Below are 18,122 nucleotides of genomic sequence, written 5' to 3'. Positions count from 1 at the left end.
GCCTTCTCTGAGCAGCGATTCCCAAACCGGAAGGCAGGGTCTTGCTCGAACTGCCGTCCAAGCGGGTCTTGTTCAGGCGATCAAGGCTGGGCCGCGCATAGCAGCAGGGCCTCTTGAACATCTCACTGATGTCGAGTCAGCCGAGGACAGGAGGCCCTGATGTCCCACTGTGTCGCGTCCGCACCTTCCTCGTCCCCTTCCGGTGCACCGGCGTGTGACTGTCTTGCGAGGTTTGTGGCGCATGGTGGCGAGCCTGGATGGGCAACGGGGACCACCCGGATCACCCCCTGGATATTCTGTGAAGATGAGATCGATGGATCCGTTCCGCGACGAAGCCCTCCGCCTTGGCATACCGCAGGACGAGGTCGAGCGGTGGCTCGGCACAATCGTCCGTCCGTGCGCGTCGCTGGGCACAGGGGAGCCGACCGACGGCCCGGTGGCCGGACGGCTCGGCGGGCTGCCGCCGATGCCCGAGGACGAGCCCGTGCCGAACTTGCCGTTCCTCGCCTCGGTCGACCTCGCGGTCATCCCACCGGGCGCGACGGACCTCCCGCTGCCGAAGGAGGGCACGCTGCTCTTCTTCGCGGAAACATCCGAAAACGCCCCGTACGGCGACGATCGCGACTGGTCCCGGCTCGTCCACGTCCCGGCAGGCAGGCCGGTTGCCGAACGCGGTCCGGGCGGTGAGCGGCCGCCGAAGGTCTACCCGGGCGGAGATCTCCGTCTGGCGATCGATCCCTCGCTGCCCAACCGCGGCGACCACATCGAGGGGTTCCCGCACAATGACGAGCTGGGCGAGGTGTGGTGGGACACCTCCGACGAAATGCAGACGGGCGGATCGGTGCAGATCGGCGGCTACCCCTGGGTCGAGAACAACGATCCCGTCATGGACATCGACCACGGCCCGGGCGACTGGGTGCTGCTCGCGGAGATCGGAAGCGCGGTGGTCGAAGGCGACATGGGCCTTGTCCACTGGGTGATCCGCCGGGACGACCTGGCCGCAGGCCGTTTCACCCAGGCCCGGGCCGAGTACGACATGACCGGCTGACGCGGCCTCAAGGCAAGCAGCAGCCGCGGCGACGATGCTTGATCGAAACATCGTCACCGTGGCTGCTGTTTGGGTATGAGCCGTGCACGAGGTTCTCTCGAGGAGCCGGTTGACCAGGCCGAAGAAGAGCGGTGGCAGGCGGGCCGCGGCGGGACGAACGGCGCCAACGCCGCCCGATGGCGTGCCAAGAGCAGCCCGCAGAAGCCGGCTGTTGGAAGACGCCCCCCCACATCGCAGTGAGACACGCGGTGGTGCAGGGCAGCGCTCGCGAGGCATTGATCGATGCCAGCAAAACCGCCCACCTCACGGTGGTTGGCGCGCGAGGACGTGGCGGATTTGCCAGCTTGCTTCTGGGTTCGGTGCCCAATGGCGCGGCGCAGATCCCGACGTGCGGAGCTCACAGGGGCGGACGAACGACTAGCATCCCCCACGGTCTCCGTCAGTCCCGGCGGCACGTCGCCGCGGGGGGTAATGCATACGAAGATGCGTGTGATCACGCCTTACCCCGCACTACGGCGACTGGGCAGTGCGCGTGGTGCAGCAGCACCTGGCTGACCGAGCCCAGGAGCAACCCAGTGAAACCGCCGCGCCCTCTGGCTCCGACAACCATCAGCTGAGCGGTCTTGCTCGCCTCGATCAAGACTTCGCGGGTGTCGCCGCTCGCCACTTCTTGTCTGACCGCGACGTCCGGATACCTCTCCCTGCGGCCGGCGAGTGCCAGGGCCAGCAGACGCTCCGCGCTCTCCACGCCCGTACCGGGCGGCGCATAGTCCGGTAGCCACGCGTGCATGGCGATGATCTCACTTCCGCGCCGTGCTGCTTCGGCGAAGGCGAATTCGATCGCTTCCTCACCATGAGAAGAGCCATCGACGCCCAGCACGATCGGCCCGGTGCGATCCGGTTCCTCCCGGACTACCATCACCGGGCACTCGGCATGGGCGGCCAAAGACACCGCCGTCGAACCCAGCAGCATGCCGATGAAACCCCCTACGCCGCGGCTACCGACGACTACCAGGTCCGCAGCGCGAGACTCGGCCGTCAGCACCGACACCGCACCGCCGATCACCACAGTGCCGGTGACCTCTAGGCCAGGCGCCACACCGCGGGCAAGCTGTGCGGCGTCGTGCGCCATGCGATTGAGGGGCGAGGGGTCCAGAGGCGCATACATGGGCCCGACCGGCCAACTGAAGGCGTGCACCACACGGAGCTTCGCATGACGCCTTTGGCCCTCCCGGGCGGCCTGTGCCACTGCGGTATCACTCGATGACGAGCCGTCCACTCCTACAACGACCAGGCTGCCCATCGCTCCTCCCTTACTCACTTCAGCCATCTTCCGTGCTGACCGAGCGGCTGGCGAGTCGACCGTGGCGCTCGGATCGGTGTGGACGGATGAAGCCGCAGCACAACGACGGGTCCTGTATGGCGTCGTTGGCGCATTGAGCACCGTCCAAGGAGCAGTGAAACGTACAGCGGGGAGGGCAGCGCACTCCCGGGAACCCTCCGGCCGGGCGACTATGCGGCCGTGTGCCCCTTAGATGGGTGCACAAGCCACGCGACCCATACGAGTGATGCGCCAGCACCCCCGCCGGGCAAGGGTTCGGGGAACCGGGCCAGGGTCCGCGCTTCCTGGGCGCGGACGTGGACGAACGCCGCGTGATCGTGATGCCGCCGTCGCCGAGCGGCGGCCGGCGGGTCCGGGTCGACGGCGCACGCCCGCGCCCTTCGTCCCCTGCGATCGCCCCACGACCCGGCCGGCGGAGACCTACAGCCCCTCACCGACCTCGTGGACCGGCACGGCACCGAAACCATCCTGGACGCCATCGACAAGCTTGGCGACGAGTCCACCGCCGAAGTCACCGTCTCCACCGCCCACAAGGCCAAGGGAAATGGCCCGCCGTCAGGATCGCCGCCGACTTCACCCCACCCAAGGACACCGACCAGAACGACCCGAACGGCCACCCGATCCCCGGCCCGATCGACCAGGGCGAAGCCCGACTCGCCTACGTCGCAGTCACCCGCGCCCGCAACCGCCTGGACCGCGGCAGCCTGGCATGGATCGACAAACACCCAGAAGGAAGGCTGGGTTGTCGCCCCGCACCACCGATTTGACCGGCTCCCGGTTTTGCGGCCGAATCACGACGGCACACGGCGGTGGCCGGCCTGGAAGTGGCCATCTCTCGACTTGCGAACATTCACCCGGTTGCGGGATTTTTGCAATCCGGGATCCCTGGGAGGCTCAAATCTCACTCCCGGAAGGAGAGCTAAGTGCCCATCGATTCACGTCCATGGCGACGGATTATCCGTGTCGGTGCCGCTGCGATCTGTGCAGCGACCCTGGTCCTCGGACAGGGTACGCCCGCGAGCGCGACCAGCAGGACCGTGTCCTTCGAATTTCTTCACACCCTGGAGACCAAGCCCTTCCCCCTGAAGTATGGGGGCAAGAGCGGACTCCTGATCACGAAATGTATCGCGTCCCCTGCCAAGAACCTCAAGGTCACACTCTGGCGCTCACGCGTGGGTTTGGACACGGCAATGGGATCACAGACGATCAACTGCAAAGCCAAGCAGCGCGCGGAGTTCCTCCAGGCCCCGCTAAACGGCTCATACTATTTTGAGCTGAAAAAGATTGAGGACGGCGAACTCTTCAAGGGCACCGCCGTCATCAGTTACTGACCCGCGGCCACACGGCCAGCCTGCTGTGAGGACGACGGGCCCGCCGACCGCGTCTGGACCCGCAGACCGTTGGCGCGAGGACAGAGTCCGCGAGCTGGGGCGGTGAAACTGGCGTTCTCGTTGATCCGTCGGGTTGGAATCGTCAACGTCGACTTCTAGATCCACGATCACAGCAACAGCACAGCGCACATACCGGCCTCTGCTTGAACCAGTCGTCCATGACATGGCTTCTCCCGCTTCAGACGGCGGAGTACGGCGAGAGGCCCGCTATCGCGTGGATGGCGGGCCGCTCAGCTACTCGGCTTAGTGCGTGCGCTGCCACCAGACAGCGAACAGGCTGACGGCCGTGGTGCCAGCACCGTACGCGGCGCCGCGCGCCATGTGCAGCATGAGAGTCCGGCGGTACTTGCTCGCCAGGGAGTAGAAGTGCCTAAGATGCATCGCTGCCTTCTTCTGTGCTTGCGTCTCCACGCGGTTCGGACAGGGTGGCACTCAGGGAGTCCGTTCAGCCCTCGGTTGGCGCCAGGTGGCTGGGTTGGGCTCCCTTGTGCTTGGCCAGACGATACATCCGGGTGCCGCCAACTCCGTTGCACGCGGGTCCGGATGACGGGCCCCCGCGAACGCGATCATGGACGCCGTGTCGAAGAGGTTCCTCGAGTCTGCTGAAGGCTCCCAGCATCTGTGCGAGTCTTCAGCGGTTTGTGGGTCGCCCATCATGGACACCCACACACGGCCATGTGATGCACATCACGCCCGGTGAGTGACACCAGCGGGTGCATCTTCGTCCTTTCGACCTGCACCGACTGTTGGATGTCTTTGCCGGTCCTGGTGGGTTGGCCAACTTCTTCCCGCAGTGGGGTGGCAGCGTCCGGCGTTTGTGACTGCCGGCCCACCACCCGCAGGCAGTGAGGTCCGCCGTCGTCGTCTGCGTGGGCTTCAGCCCAGGTCGCTGAAGCTCCAACTCGTTTCGCTCGCGGCCCACGTGCTGTCGTCCATGGCGGACCATGCGGTGTCGTTCGTGTTCCCTCCCCTCTCGTGCGACATGTTGCGCACGCAAAGGCGGCGGCCGCACCGCCCTGGGCAAGGGGCGATACGGCCGCCGCGTGACGGCTGGGTACGGCGTGGTTCGTCGGGTCACGGAGGCGCCCCAGTCACCGAGCCTTGCCGGGCCGCGATGGTCCCGGCTTATCGCGAGCCCCGTGCCGATTCGCGGACTCATGGGCTGTCCGCTCACCCGAGGGGCAGGAGGCGGACGACCTGCAGGCCGTTCAGCGCACTGGTTGGTAGTGCTTTGGCCCAAGGCATCGAAGAGGTGCTCTATGCACTGGCGAGTCCAGGTTAGAAGGATCTTGACCGTATGCGCAGCGGTGCTCGAGCGTTCGCTGACCTGTAGAGCTCGTGGGCCGTTGGCGCGGGTGCACTGCTGGATGACCCCGCAGAAGCTGGCAGCTCATTGGGGAAGGGATGTGCCCTGGCTGGTGGCGTGTTTCATCCCAGGTGGTGTACGACCACGGTGCCTGGTGCGAAGTCGACCTGGCTGTGGTGGTAGGGCCGGTTCTTGTGCAGCTTCACGATTCTGGCCAGGCCTGCCAGCACATTCAGTCCCGGGATCACGTAGATGAGGGACGCAGGCCCTTCGCGGAGCCACGCCTGCCGCCACGTGGGCAGCGTCGTGCCCTCCCAGACGCGGTACACCCTGAGTCCCGCTGCACGTTTGCCCAGTGTGCACCCCCACAGGTGCAGTTGAACCGCACCGTAGGCGGACCACCAGGCCACGGACACGAGGATTAGCGGAAGGAAGTAGGCGCCGCCCTCCAAGTCGGCGACTGCGCCCAGTAGATACATCAACACGACCTCGATGATCAAGAACACAGCGAAGTCGATGGCCTTGGCCACTGTACGACGCCCCGGGCCGGCCAGCGACAGGACCGTTTCCCCGGGCTGTACGGCCACCGTGTCCCCATCGGGGGCATACACGGTGGTCGAGCCCGCAGGGCGGACGGCTTTGCGCGGGTCTCCCTGTTCTATCCGCTTCCGCGCTTCACCGGCACCCGCCGCCGGAGACACTTGCTGTCGATTCATGCCTAGTTCTTCCGCTTTGATTTCGGCCGTCCCTGGGCTCCGTCACCGACGGCGGCGGTAGTTGCAGCCCAGGGAAAGGCGCCCGTTTGCGATAACGCGACACACCTTAGGGCACAAGCGCGACCGGCCGGGAAACGGCGAAGTGTCGATCTGTGGGGCTGCACAAAGAGGATTCGGGGATGTTGTTGCGGTACTTGCTTCAGACGGGCAGCACCAGATGGCACACGGACGGGCAATGCACGTTCAAAGGCCCGGCCGTTGACGCCCCAGGTAGTGCCGCTGGCAGGTCGGCGCCGCTGCGCCAGCCCGACGGGGCGGCCGGGACGTTTGTGATCCCCGAAGAGCCAGGTCAGCAGCGTCCGGCCAGTGCCTGCCGCGCCATGCCGGGCGACCGAACCGGGTACCACGCCCGCCTCCGCACCGGTGTGTGTCCGTCATTGCTGCTGGCGACCGTGTATTGCGGCTGACTTAGTCAAGAATTGCCCAGCACTACCTCAAAGGTTGGTAACCTCTCTGCATCTTGCGTGTGGCATGTGAACCGAAGCCTGCGGCGATGCACCCGCAGTCGGAGCGCCCGATCGGTAGAAATTTTCGACAGCTTCACGCGGGAGACAATAGTCATCCGGTAACCATTCGTTCATCCTGCATTTACCGGAGATCCGGTGCTGATGCACTTAAAGTCGTCCGGATTAGGCCCCGGCCTAAATAGGACGGCTCCCGGAGTCTTTGTGGTCTTGAGGTGTTTGGCGCAGCCATGTTTTTGTCGTGCGCCGTAAAGATCACGTAAGGCTTGGGTGGGGATCATGGGGTGGAGTCGTGGAGGCCGACGCGGCAGGAGCGGGCGGTCCGTTCGGTCGCTAGGCGGTCTGACCGCTGCGGCCTTGCTGGTCGGAGGGCTGCCGCTGTTCAGCGGCTCCGCCCACGCTGCGGGGGTTTCCCAGCAGACCGCGCCCTCAGCGGTCTCGCGTGGTGCGCAGTCCGCCGATGCCGTGGTGACGGAGGACGAGGCCCTCGCGCAGGCCGAGGCGTCGGGTAAGTCCGTGGAGGTGACGTCGCGCCGCGGCGAGGCGAACGAGGTGTTCGCGGAGCCGGACGGATCCTTCACGGCGGTCGAACACGTGAAGCCGGTGCGGACTCTGCGCGGCGGCAAGTGGGTCCCGATCGATACGACCCTGAGCAAGACCGACGGGATGGTGGCCCCCGCCGCGACCGCTCTGGACGTGGCGTTCTCCGGTGGAGGTAGCGACCAGCCGCTGATTCGGGTCCGCCAGTCGGGGCGGGAACTTCGGCTGTCGTGGCCCAAGCCGCTGCCCGAGCCGGTGCTGGATGGCGACACCGCGACGTACAAGTCTGTGCTTCCGGACGTCGATGTGAAGGTCACCGCTCAGGATTCCGGTGTGGCCGAGTCGATCGTGGTGCGCACGCCGGAAGCCGCGCAGAACCCTGAGTTGCAGCAGTTGAAGCTTCTCATCGACGCAGACGGCTTGAAGGTCCGCGAGGATGCATCGGGTGGTCTGCAGGCGGTCGATGAGGACACCGGCAGCGTGCTTCTGGCCGCGCCCACACCCATGATGTGGGACTCCACGCGCGACTCTCTGTCGGCACCGTCTGCTTCGGCCAGGACCTCCAAGGCCACTGCCTCACAGGACGCCGAGGACGAGGCTCCACATATGGCACCGGTGGACGTGGCGGTGAACCCGGATGCGGACACCCTGGTGCTGACGCCGGACCAGGAACTCCTGAACGGGCCGGCGACCCGGTTCCCCCTGGTGATCGACCCGATCGTGTATACGCCCAAGGCGCCGGACTGGGCCGGTGTATCGCGGTACTGGAGCGACACCTCGTTCTGGCACTACTCCGGAGACTCAGACTTCGGTATGGGGTACTGCGGTGACACGGAGTACTGCGCGCCGAAGGACCTCAAGCGTGTGTTCTTCCAGTTCCCGACGTCGAAATTCGCGGGCCAGCACATCCTGGAAGCGACGTTCACGGCCCACGAGACCCACTCCTACAGCTGCACCGCCAAGTCCGTCGAGCTGTGGCAGACCAAAGCGATCAAGTCGAGTACGGACTGGAAGGCACAGACCGCCTCAGGCTTCTGGACGAACCTGTTGGAGAAGTCGACGTTCGCCCATGGCTGGGGCGATGGCTGCCCCGACGCGGACGTGGAGTTCAGCGCCTCTGCGGTCAAGTCGATCGTCCAGACAGCGGCGAATGCCTCATGGCCGACGATCACGTTCGGTTTGAAGGCGTACGACGAGGACGATCCGTATGGTTGGAAGCGCTGGTCGGACGACGCCTACCTGCGTGTCAAGTACAACCTCCCGCCGAAGCAGCCGGTGGCATCGGACCTGTCGATGTCTCCCGGCTCGGTGTGTCAGTCGACCGCAGTGCGCATCAACCGCCGGCCGCAGATCACGGCCAAGAAGCTGGTCGACCCGAACGGCGAGAAGATCGGGGCCGAGTTCGCCACCGCGTGGGACGCCGGGGACGGCAAGGGAATGGTGCGGCGCTGGTGGTCGACTGGCGCGGAAGGCAACACACCGTCCAGTGCGTCGTTCAAGAACTCCGGCTCCCAGTTCTCGATCACGCCACCGACGACGGCCGTACCGTCGGGTAAGACAGTGAGATGGTATGTGCGTGCCTGGGACGGCGCTGAGTGGGGGAAGTGGAACGCCGACCCCGGATGCGTGTTCAACTACGACGCAACAGCCCCGGACGGACCGAAGGTCACGTCCACGGACTACCCGGGCTCGGACGAACTGACTGACGAGCTGCCACTGACGGTGGGTATCGGCCGCTATGGGAGTTTCACGTTCGACTCTGTTGCCACCGACGTTGTCGCCTATCAGTGGGGTCTGGACGCTGCGGCCTCGTCGGCGCACCAGGTGACGACGAGCGGCGGAGCCGCTCAGAAGATCAGCGTCCTGCCGGCAGAGGAAGGCCTGCATTTCCTGTCGGTGAAGGCGTTGGACGCCAACAACAATCCGAGCCAGCCGGAGACGTATTACTTCAAGGTGCGCCGCGGGCAGCCCGAGCGGGCCGGATGGGCCCTGGACGAAGCGGCTGGAGCGACCACGGCGGCGGGCCGTGGTGGTGCGTACCAACTGGACCTTGGACCTGGGGCCAGCCTCGGCGACGCCGGGCACGAGGGCTCTGCTCTGACGCTCAGGGGCAGCGACGCGTATGCGGAGTCCGAGGGCGCGCTGGTCGATATCCCGATGAACTTCACGGTCTCCGCCTGGGTGAAGATCGATGACCTGAACACCTCTCGCACCGTGGTGTCGCAGGCAGGCAACGAGAACAGCGGTTTCACGCTCGGCTACCTTGGCGGCACCACCAACAAGTGGGCGCTGAGGTTCCCGACCACCGACGACTCCACCGCGACGATCAACTCGCAGATGGCGGTGTCCGATGCGCCGGTGACACCGGGGCAGTGGACCCATCTGGCCGGTGTCTACAGCGCCTCCGGCCACACTGCCACGCTATACGTGAACGGGGTGCCCGGTGCGACGGTGACGGTCACCGCGATCAATGCCCGCGGGAACTTCCAGGTCGGCCGGCTGCAGTGGAAGAAGGCATGGGCGGATCCGTGGGCAGGACAGATTGACGACCTGCGCGTCTGGGACCGCACCTCGACCGCCACAAGTGTGCAGCAGCTCTACACCGACGGCGTGATGACGTCCGGCCGGCCGGCGATGGCGATCTGGCCGATGGAGGACTCAGTCGGCCCGCTGCGAGGTCTCGGGGAGACCCAGGACTTCGCTCTCAACGGTGGCGTCCAAAGCGGTGTTCCCGGTGCCGCGAGCACCGCGATCCACCTCGACGGTGCCACGGGCTATGGAGCCATGGGCCGCGAAACGGTCGACACCAACCGCAGCTTCTCTGTGGCCGCATGGGTGAAGCTGGAGGACGGATCCCGCAATCAGGCTGCGGTCAGCCAGAGCGGCACGTCCAACGGCGCCTACACCCTCGGCTACGAGGTGACGCGTAAGAAGTGGGCCTTCCGTCTGCCAGACCAGGACGCGACAGGACCCAGTTTTCAAAGCGTCTTCTCCGCCGCGGAAGCCGATCTGAACGAGTGGACTCATCTACTGGGTGTCTTCGACGCCCAGACCAACCAGATCACCTTGTACGTGAACGGCGTGCCCAGCACACCCGTGGCGGCCCCCTCGGTGTGGGAAGCGCACGCAGGAGTGCAACTAGGCCGCTTCCGGTACCAGGGCAATTACACCGACTACTGGAAGGGTTCCGTCGACGACGTCAAGATCTTCGGCCGTGTGGTCACCGCGTCGGAGGCCGCCGACACGGTCAGGCAGCGTCCGCAGCTGACCGGCCGGTGGATGCTCAACTCCGCCTCCGGGACTCCGTCCGTCACGCCTGACGATGCGGTCGGCAACCGGCATCCGGCCACCTTGAACGCGGGCGCGACGATCGACACCGAAAGCCCCCTGGTCGGGACCGGGGACTTGAAACTGAACGCCGGCGGCTACGCGAACACCGCTTTGTCGCCAGTGCACTCGAACCAGAGCTTCACGGTGGCCGGCTGGACCGACATGGGCGGGCCCGGCCCGGTGTGCCAGGCGCCAAAGGCGCTTGCCGACTGCGACATTACGGTTCTGAGCCAGCAAGGCAAGGCGACCGGCCCCTATCACAGTGCGTTCACGCTGCGGTGGCACGTGACCGGGTACTCCGAAGACGCCAGCAGCCCAGCGCCGGGAGTCTGGCAGGTCGCCGTGCCGGACGTTGACAGCTCGTCGGCGCAGTGGAAGACAGCCGAGCACTCGTTCAGCTTCGACGGCAGCTATGGCAGCTGGAATCACGTGGCAGTGGTCTACGACGCCTTCGCCAACGAAATGCGGCTGTACGTCAACGGTGACCTCCAGCAGTCCGACGAAGCGACCTCGATCACGCAGGACGTCAAGCCCTTCGACGGCACCGGTGGTCTGCAGTTCGGCCGGACCTGGTCGGCCGGCACGGCGAAGGAGTACTACACCGGTCTCGTCGACGACGTCTGGGCCTACCAGGGCATCCTCAGCGACGCCCAGATCGAGATGCTCGCCAACCCGACAGAGTTGCCGTCGGCCGCCCAATCGTAGGACACACCCACGGGGCGGTCCCGCTTGAGCGAGGACCGCCCCGTCGGGCCGAGCACACTTCGCGCTGCCGCACACGCCCACAGCGATGCGCGGGCGCAGCAGTACCCATCCGTAATTCACCTTGCAGGGGACGGAACACAGGGCATGGGCAGGACTGAACGCACACGTGCGCGGATAGCCGCCGTCGTCTCGGGCGTGGTGATGGCGGCTCTCTTGCAGGGCTTCCCGTCACAGGCCTCCGCGACCGACTGGCAGGGATTTCCCGACCTGCCCGCCTCGGAAAAGCCGGTCTCCGGCACCGTAGGGAAGGTCAAACCACGAGCCGGGGCGCATGCGGGCAAGGTCCATGCTCCGCGGGCGGCATGGCCCAAGGTAGGCACAGCGACCGTTGCCCTGCCGACCGGCGCCGAATCCTCGAGCCGGGCTGCCGCCGCATCACCCACTGCCACGGAAGCAGTGAAGGCGGGCAGCCTGCCTGTCTTGGTGAGCCCCGCCCATGCCGGACCGCAGCGCCTGCAGGCGCAGACGGCGAAAGCTTCCCCGGCGCAGGCCGTCGGCAAGGCCAAGATCTCGATGTTGGGCCAGGCAGCGGCCCGCGCCGCCGGTGTGCGAGGCGTGATGCTGACCGCCGGCCGCGCCGACGGCGCCACCCAGCAGGGAGACCTACGCCTCACCCTCGACTACAGCGGTTTCGCCGACGCATACGGCGGCGGGTACGGCGCGCGCCTGCGCCTCGTGCGGCTTCCGCAATGTGCCCTGACCACCCCGGACAAGGCGGCGTGCCGCACCGGTGTCCCCGTGCCCTCGAGGAATGACACCGAGCGGCACGTCCTGACGGCGGACTCGGTCACTGTGCCAGGCGCTGCAGCAAAGACCAGCGCTGCCGCCGTGACGGTACTGGCCGCAACCGCCGGTACGGCATCGGACAAGGGCGACTACAAGGCCACCTCGCTGTCGGCGTCAGCGACCTGGAGCACCAACCTCAACACCGGTGACTTCTCCTGGTCGTATGACATGCCGGTACCTGACGTGCCGGGCAAACTTGTACCGGACCTGGGCCTTTCCTACTCCTCCGGATCGATCGACGGCCGATCGTCGAACAGCAACAACCAGGCTTCCTGGATCGGCGACGGCTTCGACATGTGGCCGGGCTACATCGAGCGACGCTACAAGCCTTGCGGCGACGACGGCGTCAAGACCGACGGCGTGGAACCCGGCGACCAGTGCTGGGCCTACGACAACGCCACCATCAGCTTCAACGGCAAGGGCGGGGAACTGATCCCCACCTCCACTGCCGGGCTGTGGAAGCTGAAGAACGACGACGGTACCCGCATCGAGCGTATCGACGGCGACTCCGCCCGCGCCAACGGCGACGACAACAACGAGTACTGGAAGGTCACCCTGCCCTCCGGCATCCAGTACTTCTTCGGCTACAACCGGCTGCCGAACTGGACCAGCGGCAAGCCGGAGACCAAGTCCGTATGGACCGCCCCGGTCTTCGGCAACGACAGCGGCGACCCCTGCCACGCCTCCACGTTCGCCACCTCATGGTGCCAGCAGGCATGGCGGTGGAACCTCGACTACGTCTTGGACCCGCACGGCAACGACATCACCTATTGGTACACCCAGGAGAGCAACTCCTACGGCCGCAACCTCAAGGCCACCGACGACACCCCGTACGTCCGCGGCGGCTACCTCGACCGCATCGACTACGGCCAGCGGCAGAAGGACATCTACTCCACGACGAACCTGCCGGCCGCCCAGGTCGTGTTCGGCAACAGCGAGCGCTGCCTGGAAGCAGGCACCACCTGCAACGACATCAAGGCCAACAAGTTCTACTGGTACGACACGCCCTGGGACCTGAACTGTGACGCGGGCACCGACTGCACCAACGGCCGTCTGTCGCCAGTGTTCTTCACCCGCAAGCGCCTGACCTCGGTCACCGCCCAGACCCTGCAGTCCAACGGCACCTATCTCCCCGTGGACTCCTGGTCTTTCGGCCACCACTGGGGCATGGCCGACACCGACTACCAGCTCCTGCTGGACTCCATCCAGCACACCGGCAAGGCAGGCGGCACCCTCGACCTGCCGAAGGTCACCTTCGACTACGACCAGCTGCCCAACCGCGCCGACAAGCCCGAGGACGGCCGCGCACCGTTCATCAAGGAACGCCTGGGCACCGTCGACGACGAGTACGGCGGCCAGATCGACATCAACTACAAACCCGGCACCTGCAGCGTTGACAGCCCCCCGGTCCCGGAGACCAACACCACCCGCTGCATGCCGCAGTACTACCAGCCCAGCAACGAAGTCCCCAAGACGCTGGAATGGTTCAACAAGTACGTCGTCGACACCGTCATCCAGACCGACCGCACCGGCGGCGCGCCCGACATGGTCACCGCCTACACCTACCTCGGTGACGCCGCCTGGCACTACGACGATGACGACGGCATCACAAAAGAAAAGCTGAAGACCTGGTCACAGTGGCGCGGCTACGCCCACGTCCGAGTGCAGACCGGCTCCATCGCCACCAAGGACACCCAGTCCGACCACTACTTCCTGCGCGGCATGGACGGCGACCGCAAGGACGGCTCCGGCGGTACCAAGACGGTCACCATTCCCGACGGCGAAGGCGACACCCTCACCGACCACGAGTCCGCGGCTGGCTTCGAGTACCGCACCGAGACCTACAGCAAGCCCGGCAGCGGCGTCCTCAGCAAGACCGTCCGCGCCCCGTGGCACCACGAGACAGCCAAGCGCGTCCGCTCCTGGGGCACCGCCACCGCCAACCTGACCGGCGCCGACACCACCCGCGACTACACCTCCCTGGACGACGGCCAAGGCCAGAAGTGGCGCGTCACCACCACCGACCCCACCTACGAAAACCTCGCAGGCCGCATCACCAAGGCCGAGCACACCTACGACGACGGCACCGCCACCTGCACCCGCACCACCTACCCGCCCAACACCACCGGCATCCTCGACATGCCCTCCGAGGTCGAAGCCGTCTCCGTCGACTGCGACACCACCCCGGTCCGCATCACCAAGGCCGACGGCACGGGTTCTCAAATCCTGTCGGACGTACGCACGCTCTACGACGGCCAGGCATGGAACACCGCCCCGACCAAGAACGAATCGGTCATTACCGAGACCCTGACCGCTCACGACGGCCGCTACGCCACCTACCAGGACAGCAAGGCCACTTTCGACTCCTACGGCCGCCCGCTGACGGTGTCCGACATCGAGTCCACCACGAAGTACGACACCACCGGCCAGACCAGCCCGATCACCACCAAGGCCAACGACACGCGGACCACGACCACCAGCTACACCCCCATCAGCACCGCCAATCCGCGGCCCGCCAGCATGACGGTGACCTCCCCGCCCGCCACCCCCGGCGTGAGCACCTCCGCGCAGACCACGACCAGCTACTTCGATGCACTGCGCGGACTGGCCAGCGCCCAGGTCGACACCAACAACAAGCGCACTGACCTGGTGTACGACGCCCTCGGCCGCCTGAACAAGGTATGGCTGCCCAACCGATCCAAGACCAACAAGGACACCCCCAACAGCGAGTACGCCTACCACGTAGACGCCAACAGCATCGTCTCGGTCGAGTCCAAAGCCCTGCGCAAGGACGGCAGCCAGGAAAGCTCCTACACCCTCTACGACGGCTTCCTGCGCCCCCGCCAGACCCAGAATCCCGGACCCGACGGCGGCTACCTGCTGACCGACACCTTCTACGACGACCGCGGCCAGGGCGTTCTGGGCTTCGCCCCCTACTACGCCAGCGGCACCACCGTCACCGCCGGAAAGCTGTTGTCCCTGGACAACACCCAGGAGGTGGAGACCCAGACCATCACCGCCTACGACGGACTGGGCCGGCCCACCACCGTCAAGACCGCCGCCGGCAGCAGCGACCAGCCAAAACTGCTGTCCACCACCACCACGATCTACGGCGGCGACCGGACGACGGTCATCCCCCCGCTGGGCGCCACTCCCACCACCACTGTCACCGACGCCCAGGGCCGCACATCCGAGGTGCGCCAGTATCACAACGCGGACGCCACCGGCGCCTACGACCTGACCCAGTACACGTACGACCCCGCCGGTCACATGACCACCCTCATCGGACCGGACAACGCCCACTGGTCGTGGACCTACGACCTACAGGGACGTCAGATCCAGGCCATAGACCCCGACAAGGGCACCAGCGATAGCCACTACGACGACCGCGACCAGCTGACCTGGACCAAGGACTCCGAAAACCGGCAGCTGTACTACGACTACGACCAGCTGGGCCGCAAGCTGGGCGTACACACCGGCAGCGCCACCGGCCCGCTGACCGCCTCCTGGAAGTACGACCCGTCCGGCTACGAAGGCCAGCTCGCCTCCTCCAGCAGCTACCGCACCGTTGGCAGCACCCAGTACGAGTACAAGACCACCGTCAACTTCTACGACAACCTCTACCGGCCTACCCGCACCACCACGGCGATACCGAACGTGCCCGGCGAGGAGGCGTTCCCCGACAGCCTCCAGGTCAACACCACCTATAACCCCGACGGCACCCTCGCCTCCACCAGCTACCCCGCAGCCGGCAACCTTCCCAACGAGGTCGTCGCCTCCACCTACGACACTCTGCACCGCGCCACGGCCATCACAGGCTTCCTCACCGACGTCAAGTACAGCCTGACGGGCAAGCCCCTGCAGTACACACTCAGCACCGGCGGCCCGAAGGTCCAGATCCAGAACGAATACGAGTGGGGCACCCAGCGCCTGGCCTCCACCCGCACCGACCGGGAGAACGTCTCCGCAGCCGCCAGAGCCGTCGCCTACACCTACGACCAGGCCGGCAACGTCCTCGCCATGTCGGACCGAGCCGGCGCCGTCCACGACACCCAGTGCTTCACCTACGACTACCTCCAGCGCCTGACCAAGGCATGGACCCAGTCGACCGACACCTGCGCCGACTCACCCAGCACCGGCATCATCGGCGGCCCCGCCCCGTACTGGACCGACTACGCCTACAACACTGACGGCACCCGCCAGAGCGAGAAACAGCACGACCCCGCCGGCAACACCGCCAAGGACGTCACCCGCAACTACGCCTACGACGCCCCCCACACCGCGCACGGCCTCAGCCAGGTCACCACAGCCGGCCCTACACCCAACACCGAGGGCTTCACCTACGACAACACCGGCAACACCGTCACCCACACCTCCACGCCCGGCACCGGCAGCAGCTACGCGTGGGATGCCGCAGGCCGACTGTCCACGGTCACGCAAGGAACCCTGACCACCGACTACGCCTACGACGCCGACGGCAACCGCCTGGTTCAGCACGTCAAGGACACCGCGCAGCCGTCAGCTGAGAAGACCGTTCTATACCTCGGTAACACAGAACTCAGCCTCACCAAGGGCGCGACCGCACCGACCTGCACCCGCTACTACGACCTCGACGGCGCCACCGCCGTAAAGACGGACGACGGCAAGATCTCCTTCCTCGCCGGCGACCACCACGACACCGCTGACGTCTCCATTGACGCCGCCACCGGCGCCACAACCGTCCGACGCAGCACCCCCTTCGGGGCCCCCCGCGGCACCCAACCCACCACATGGTCTGGCAGCAAGGGCTTCGTTGGCGGCACCAACGACCCCACAGGTCTCACCCACCTCGGCGCCCGCGAATACGACCCGGCCAATGGCCGTTTCATCAGCGTCGACCCCGTCCTCAACGTGACGGCCGCTCAGTCTCTGAACGGATACGCATACGCTCTCAACTCGCCGGTGACACAATCAGATCCCACGGGACTGGATCCCTGCGGCGGCCTTAAGTGCGGTCACGCGGGTGACGATTGCAGCGACCCGGACATCTACTGCCACGACTCGAAGCCTGATGGAACAGCTGACTCGTCCGGCGTCGTCCCGGGTGGCGGTGGCGGTGGCGGTGGCGGTGGCCACCACGGTGGTGGCGGCGGTGGCCACCGGGAGGCACCGCAGAAATGCTCCTGGTATGACGTTGGCTGCCACGCGAAAAAGGTCTGGCATGAACACCCTGTCCTGACCGCCGTAGTTGCCACCGCCGTCGTCGTGGGAGCGGTCGCCTGCATCGCCACCGTCGCCTGTGGAGCAATCGCCATGGGTGCCGCTGTTGCGGTAGCCGAGGCATCCACCATGGGAGCCACAGCAGCCGTCGTCGCGGGCGCCACCACCGTCATCGCCGAAGGCGGACTAGCCCTCGGTGCATCCGTAGCCCTTGCAGGCGGCACGGCAGCCGTCGTCGCTGGTGCAAGCAAGGAAGCCAGTCCCGCCACCACACGCACCGCAGCGACCGCCGAGTCAGTCGGCGCTAAGGCAGCGAGCGCAGGCAAAAGCGCAACGGAATGCAGGAGCTTCACCCCGGACACGCCGGTGCTCCTGGCGGATGGCACATCCAAGGCGATCGGCACCATCGCGATTGGCGACCGAGTAGCGACCGCCGACCCGGACACCGGAAAACGCAAGGGCGCCCGACAGGTCACCACAGTCTGGCAGAACCACGACTACGACCTAGTCGACCTCGACGTACGCCAGCCCAACGGCACTGTCGCCACCATCCACACCACCGCCAAGCACCTTGTTTGGGACGACACCGTCCACAAATGGGTCCCGACCAGCAAGCTCATCGCTGGCCACGCGCTCAACACCGAAACTGGCCACCACGCCATAGTCACCCGCGTCAAGGTCCGCCTCGGCGACCGCGACATGTACAACCTCACTGTCGAAGATCTGCACACGTACTACGTGCTGGCTGGTACGACACCCGTCCTCGTCCACAACTGTGGCCCGAAGCTCTATCGGTCGCCGCATAAGGGCAACAAGGCGGCGGAGGAGCGCGGCATGGATCCCGCCAACCATCCGGATCACGGCAGACATGCTGGCACCGCATACATCGGAGAGAGCGAAGGGGTCGCTCAGCAGTATGCTGTCCAGGGGATCTTTGAAGACGGGTACTGGGAATACACCATGCATGAAGACTTCGCCAAGCACTTCCCGGCCGATAAATTCCGGGCGGTGCATGACAACAAGCCTGGGGAATTCCAGTGGTTGATTCCCAGGGCAAAAATTCCGCTCTTCAATTCGCTGATTGTGGAGAGTAAGTGGATCAACTATTACCAGGGGTATAAATGGTAACGGACCGGGCTGACCTATGGGGCGCCGTGGGGCTTGAGCCGTCGCAG

7 protein-coding genes and 2 pseudogenes are annotated in these 18,122 nt (G+C 66.0%); 6 read left to right on the top strand and 3 right to left on the bottom strand.

The window, feature by feature from the left end; all coding sequences use genetic code 11:
* The first annotated feature begins 304 nt into the window (after positions 1–304).
* A complete protein-coding gene (locus CHF15_RS31065) occupies positions 305–1,048 on the top strand; it encodes a DUF1963 domain-containing protein (protein ID WP_179280047.1) in 744 nt (247 codons plus the stop codon).
* Between the two features lie 176 nt (positions 1,049–1,224).
* Positions 1,225–1,416, top strand: a pseudogene (locus tag CHF15_RS45965) (universal stress protein); the annotation flags it as partial.
* A 125-nt stretch (positions 1,417–1,541) separates the two neighbouring features.
* On the opposite strand, the gene CHF15_RS31055 reads toward CHF15_RS45965, so the two are convergent.
* Positions 1,542–2,351, bottom strand: a complete 810-nt coding sequence (locus CHF15_RS31055) for a universal stress protein (RefSeq protein WP_089227220.1) — start codon at positions 2,349–2,351, stop codon at positions 1,542–1,544.
* A 438-nt stretch (positions 2,352–2,789) separates the two neighbouring features.
* Between CHF15_RS31055 and CHF15_RS45960 the strand changes: the two are divergent.
* Positions 2,790–3,157 (top strand): annotated as a pseudogene (locus CHF15_RS45960) (3'-5' exonuclease); the annotation flags it as partial.
* A 156-nt stretch (positions 3,158–3,313) separates the two neighbouring features.
* Positions 3,314–3,721 carry a hypothetical protein gene (locus CHF15_RS31050; protein ID WP_143681679.1) on the top strand — a complete coding sequence of 136 codons (408 nt, stop codon included), beginning with the start codon at positions 3,314–3,316 and terminating at the stop codon, positions 3,719–3,721.
* 303 nt (positions 3,722–4,024) lie between these two features.
* Here the strand turns inward: CHF15_RS31050 and CHF15_RS45140 are convergent, their stop codons facing one another.
* Positions 4,025–4,162, bottom strand: a complete 138-nt coding sequence (locus CHF15_RS45140; RefSeq protein ID WP_179280046.1) for a hypothetical protein — start codon at positions 4,160–4,162, stop codon at positions 4,025–4,027.
* 1,047 nt (positions 4,163–5,209) lie between these two features.
* Entirely contained in the window at positions 5,210–5,803 is a 594-nt protein-coding gene (locus CHF15_RS31045) for an RDD family protein (protein WP_089227218.1), read from the bottom strand.
* 992 nt (positions 5,804–6,795) lie between these two features.
* Between CHF15_RS31045 and CHF15_RS31040 the strand changes: the two genes are divergently transcribed.
* Entirely contained in the window at positions 6,796–10,902 is a 4,107-nt protein-coding gene (locus tag CHF15_RS31040; protein ID WP_143681678.1) for a LamG domain-containing protein, read from the top strand.
* Between the two features lie 144 nt (positions 10,903–11,046).
* Positions 11,047–18,075 carry a polymorphic toxin-type HINT domain-containing protein gene (locus tag CHF15_RS31035; protein ID WP_143681677.1) on the top strand — a complete coding sequence of 2,343 codons (7,029 nt, stop codon included), beginning with the start codon at positions 11,047–11,049 and terminating at the stop codon, positions 18,073–18,075.
* Positions 18,076–18,122: the final 47 nt, after the last annotated feature.

Source organism: Actinacidiphila glaucinigra, assembly GCF_900188405.1.
Lineage (GTDB): Bacteria > Actinomycetota > Actinomycetes > Streptomycetales > Streptomycetaceae > Actinacidiphila > Actinacidiphila glaucinigra.
Note: the sequence above shows the minus strand (reverse complement) of the source record. Positions and strands in the feature narration are given on the sequence as shown.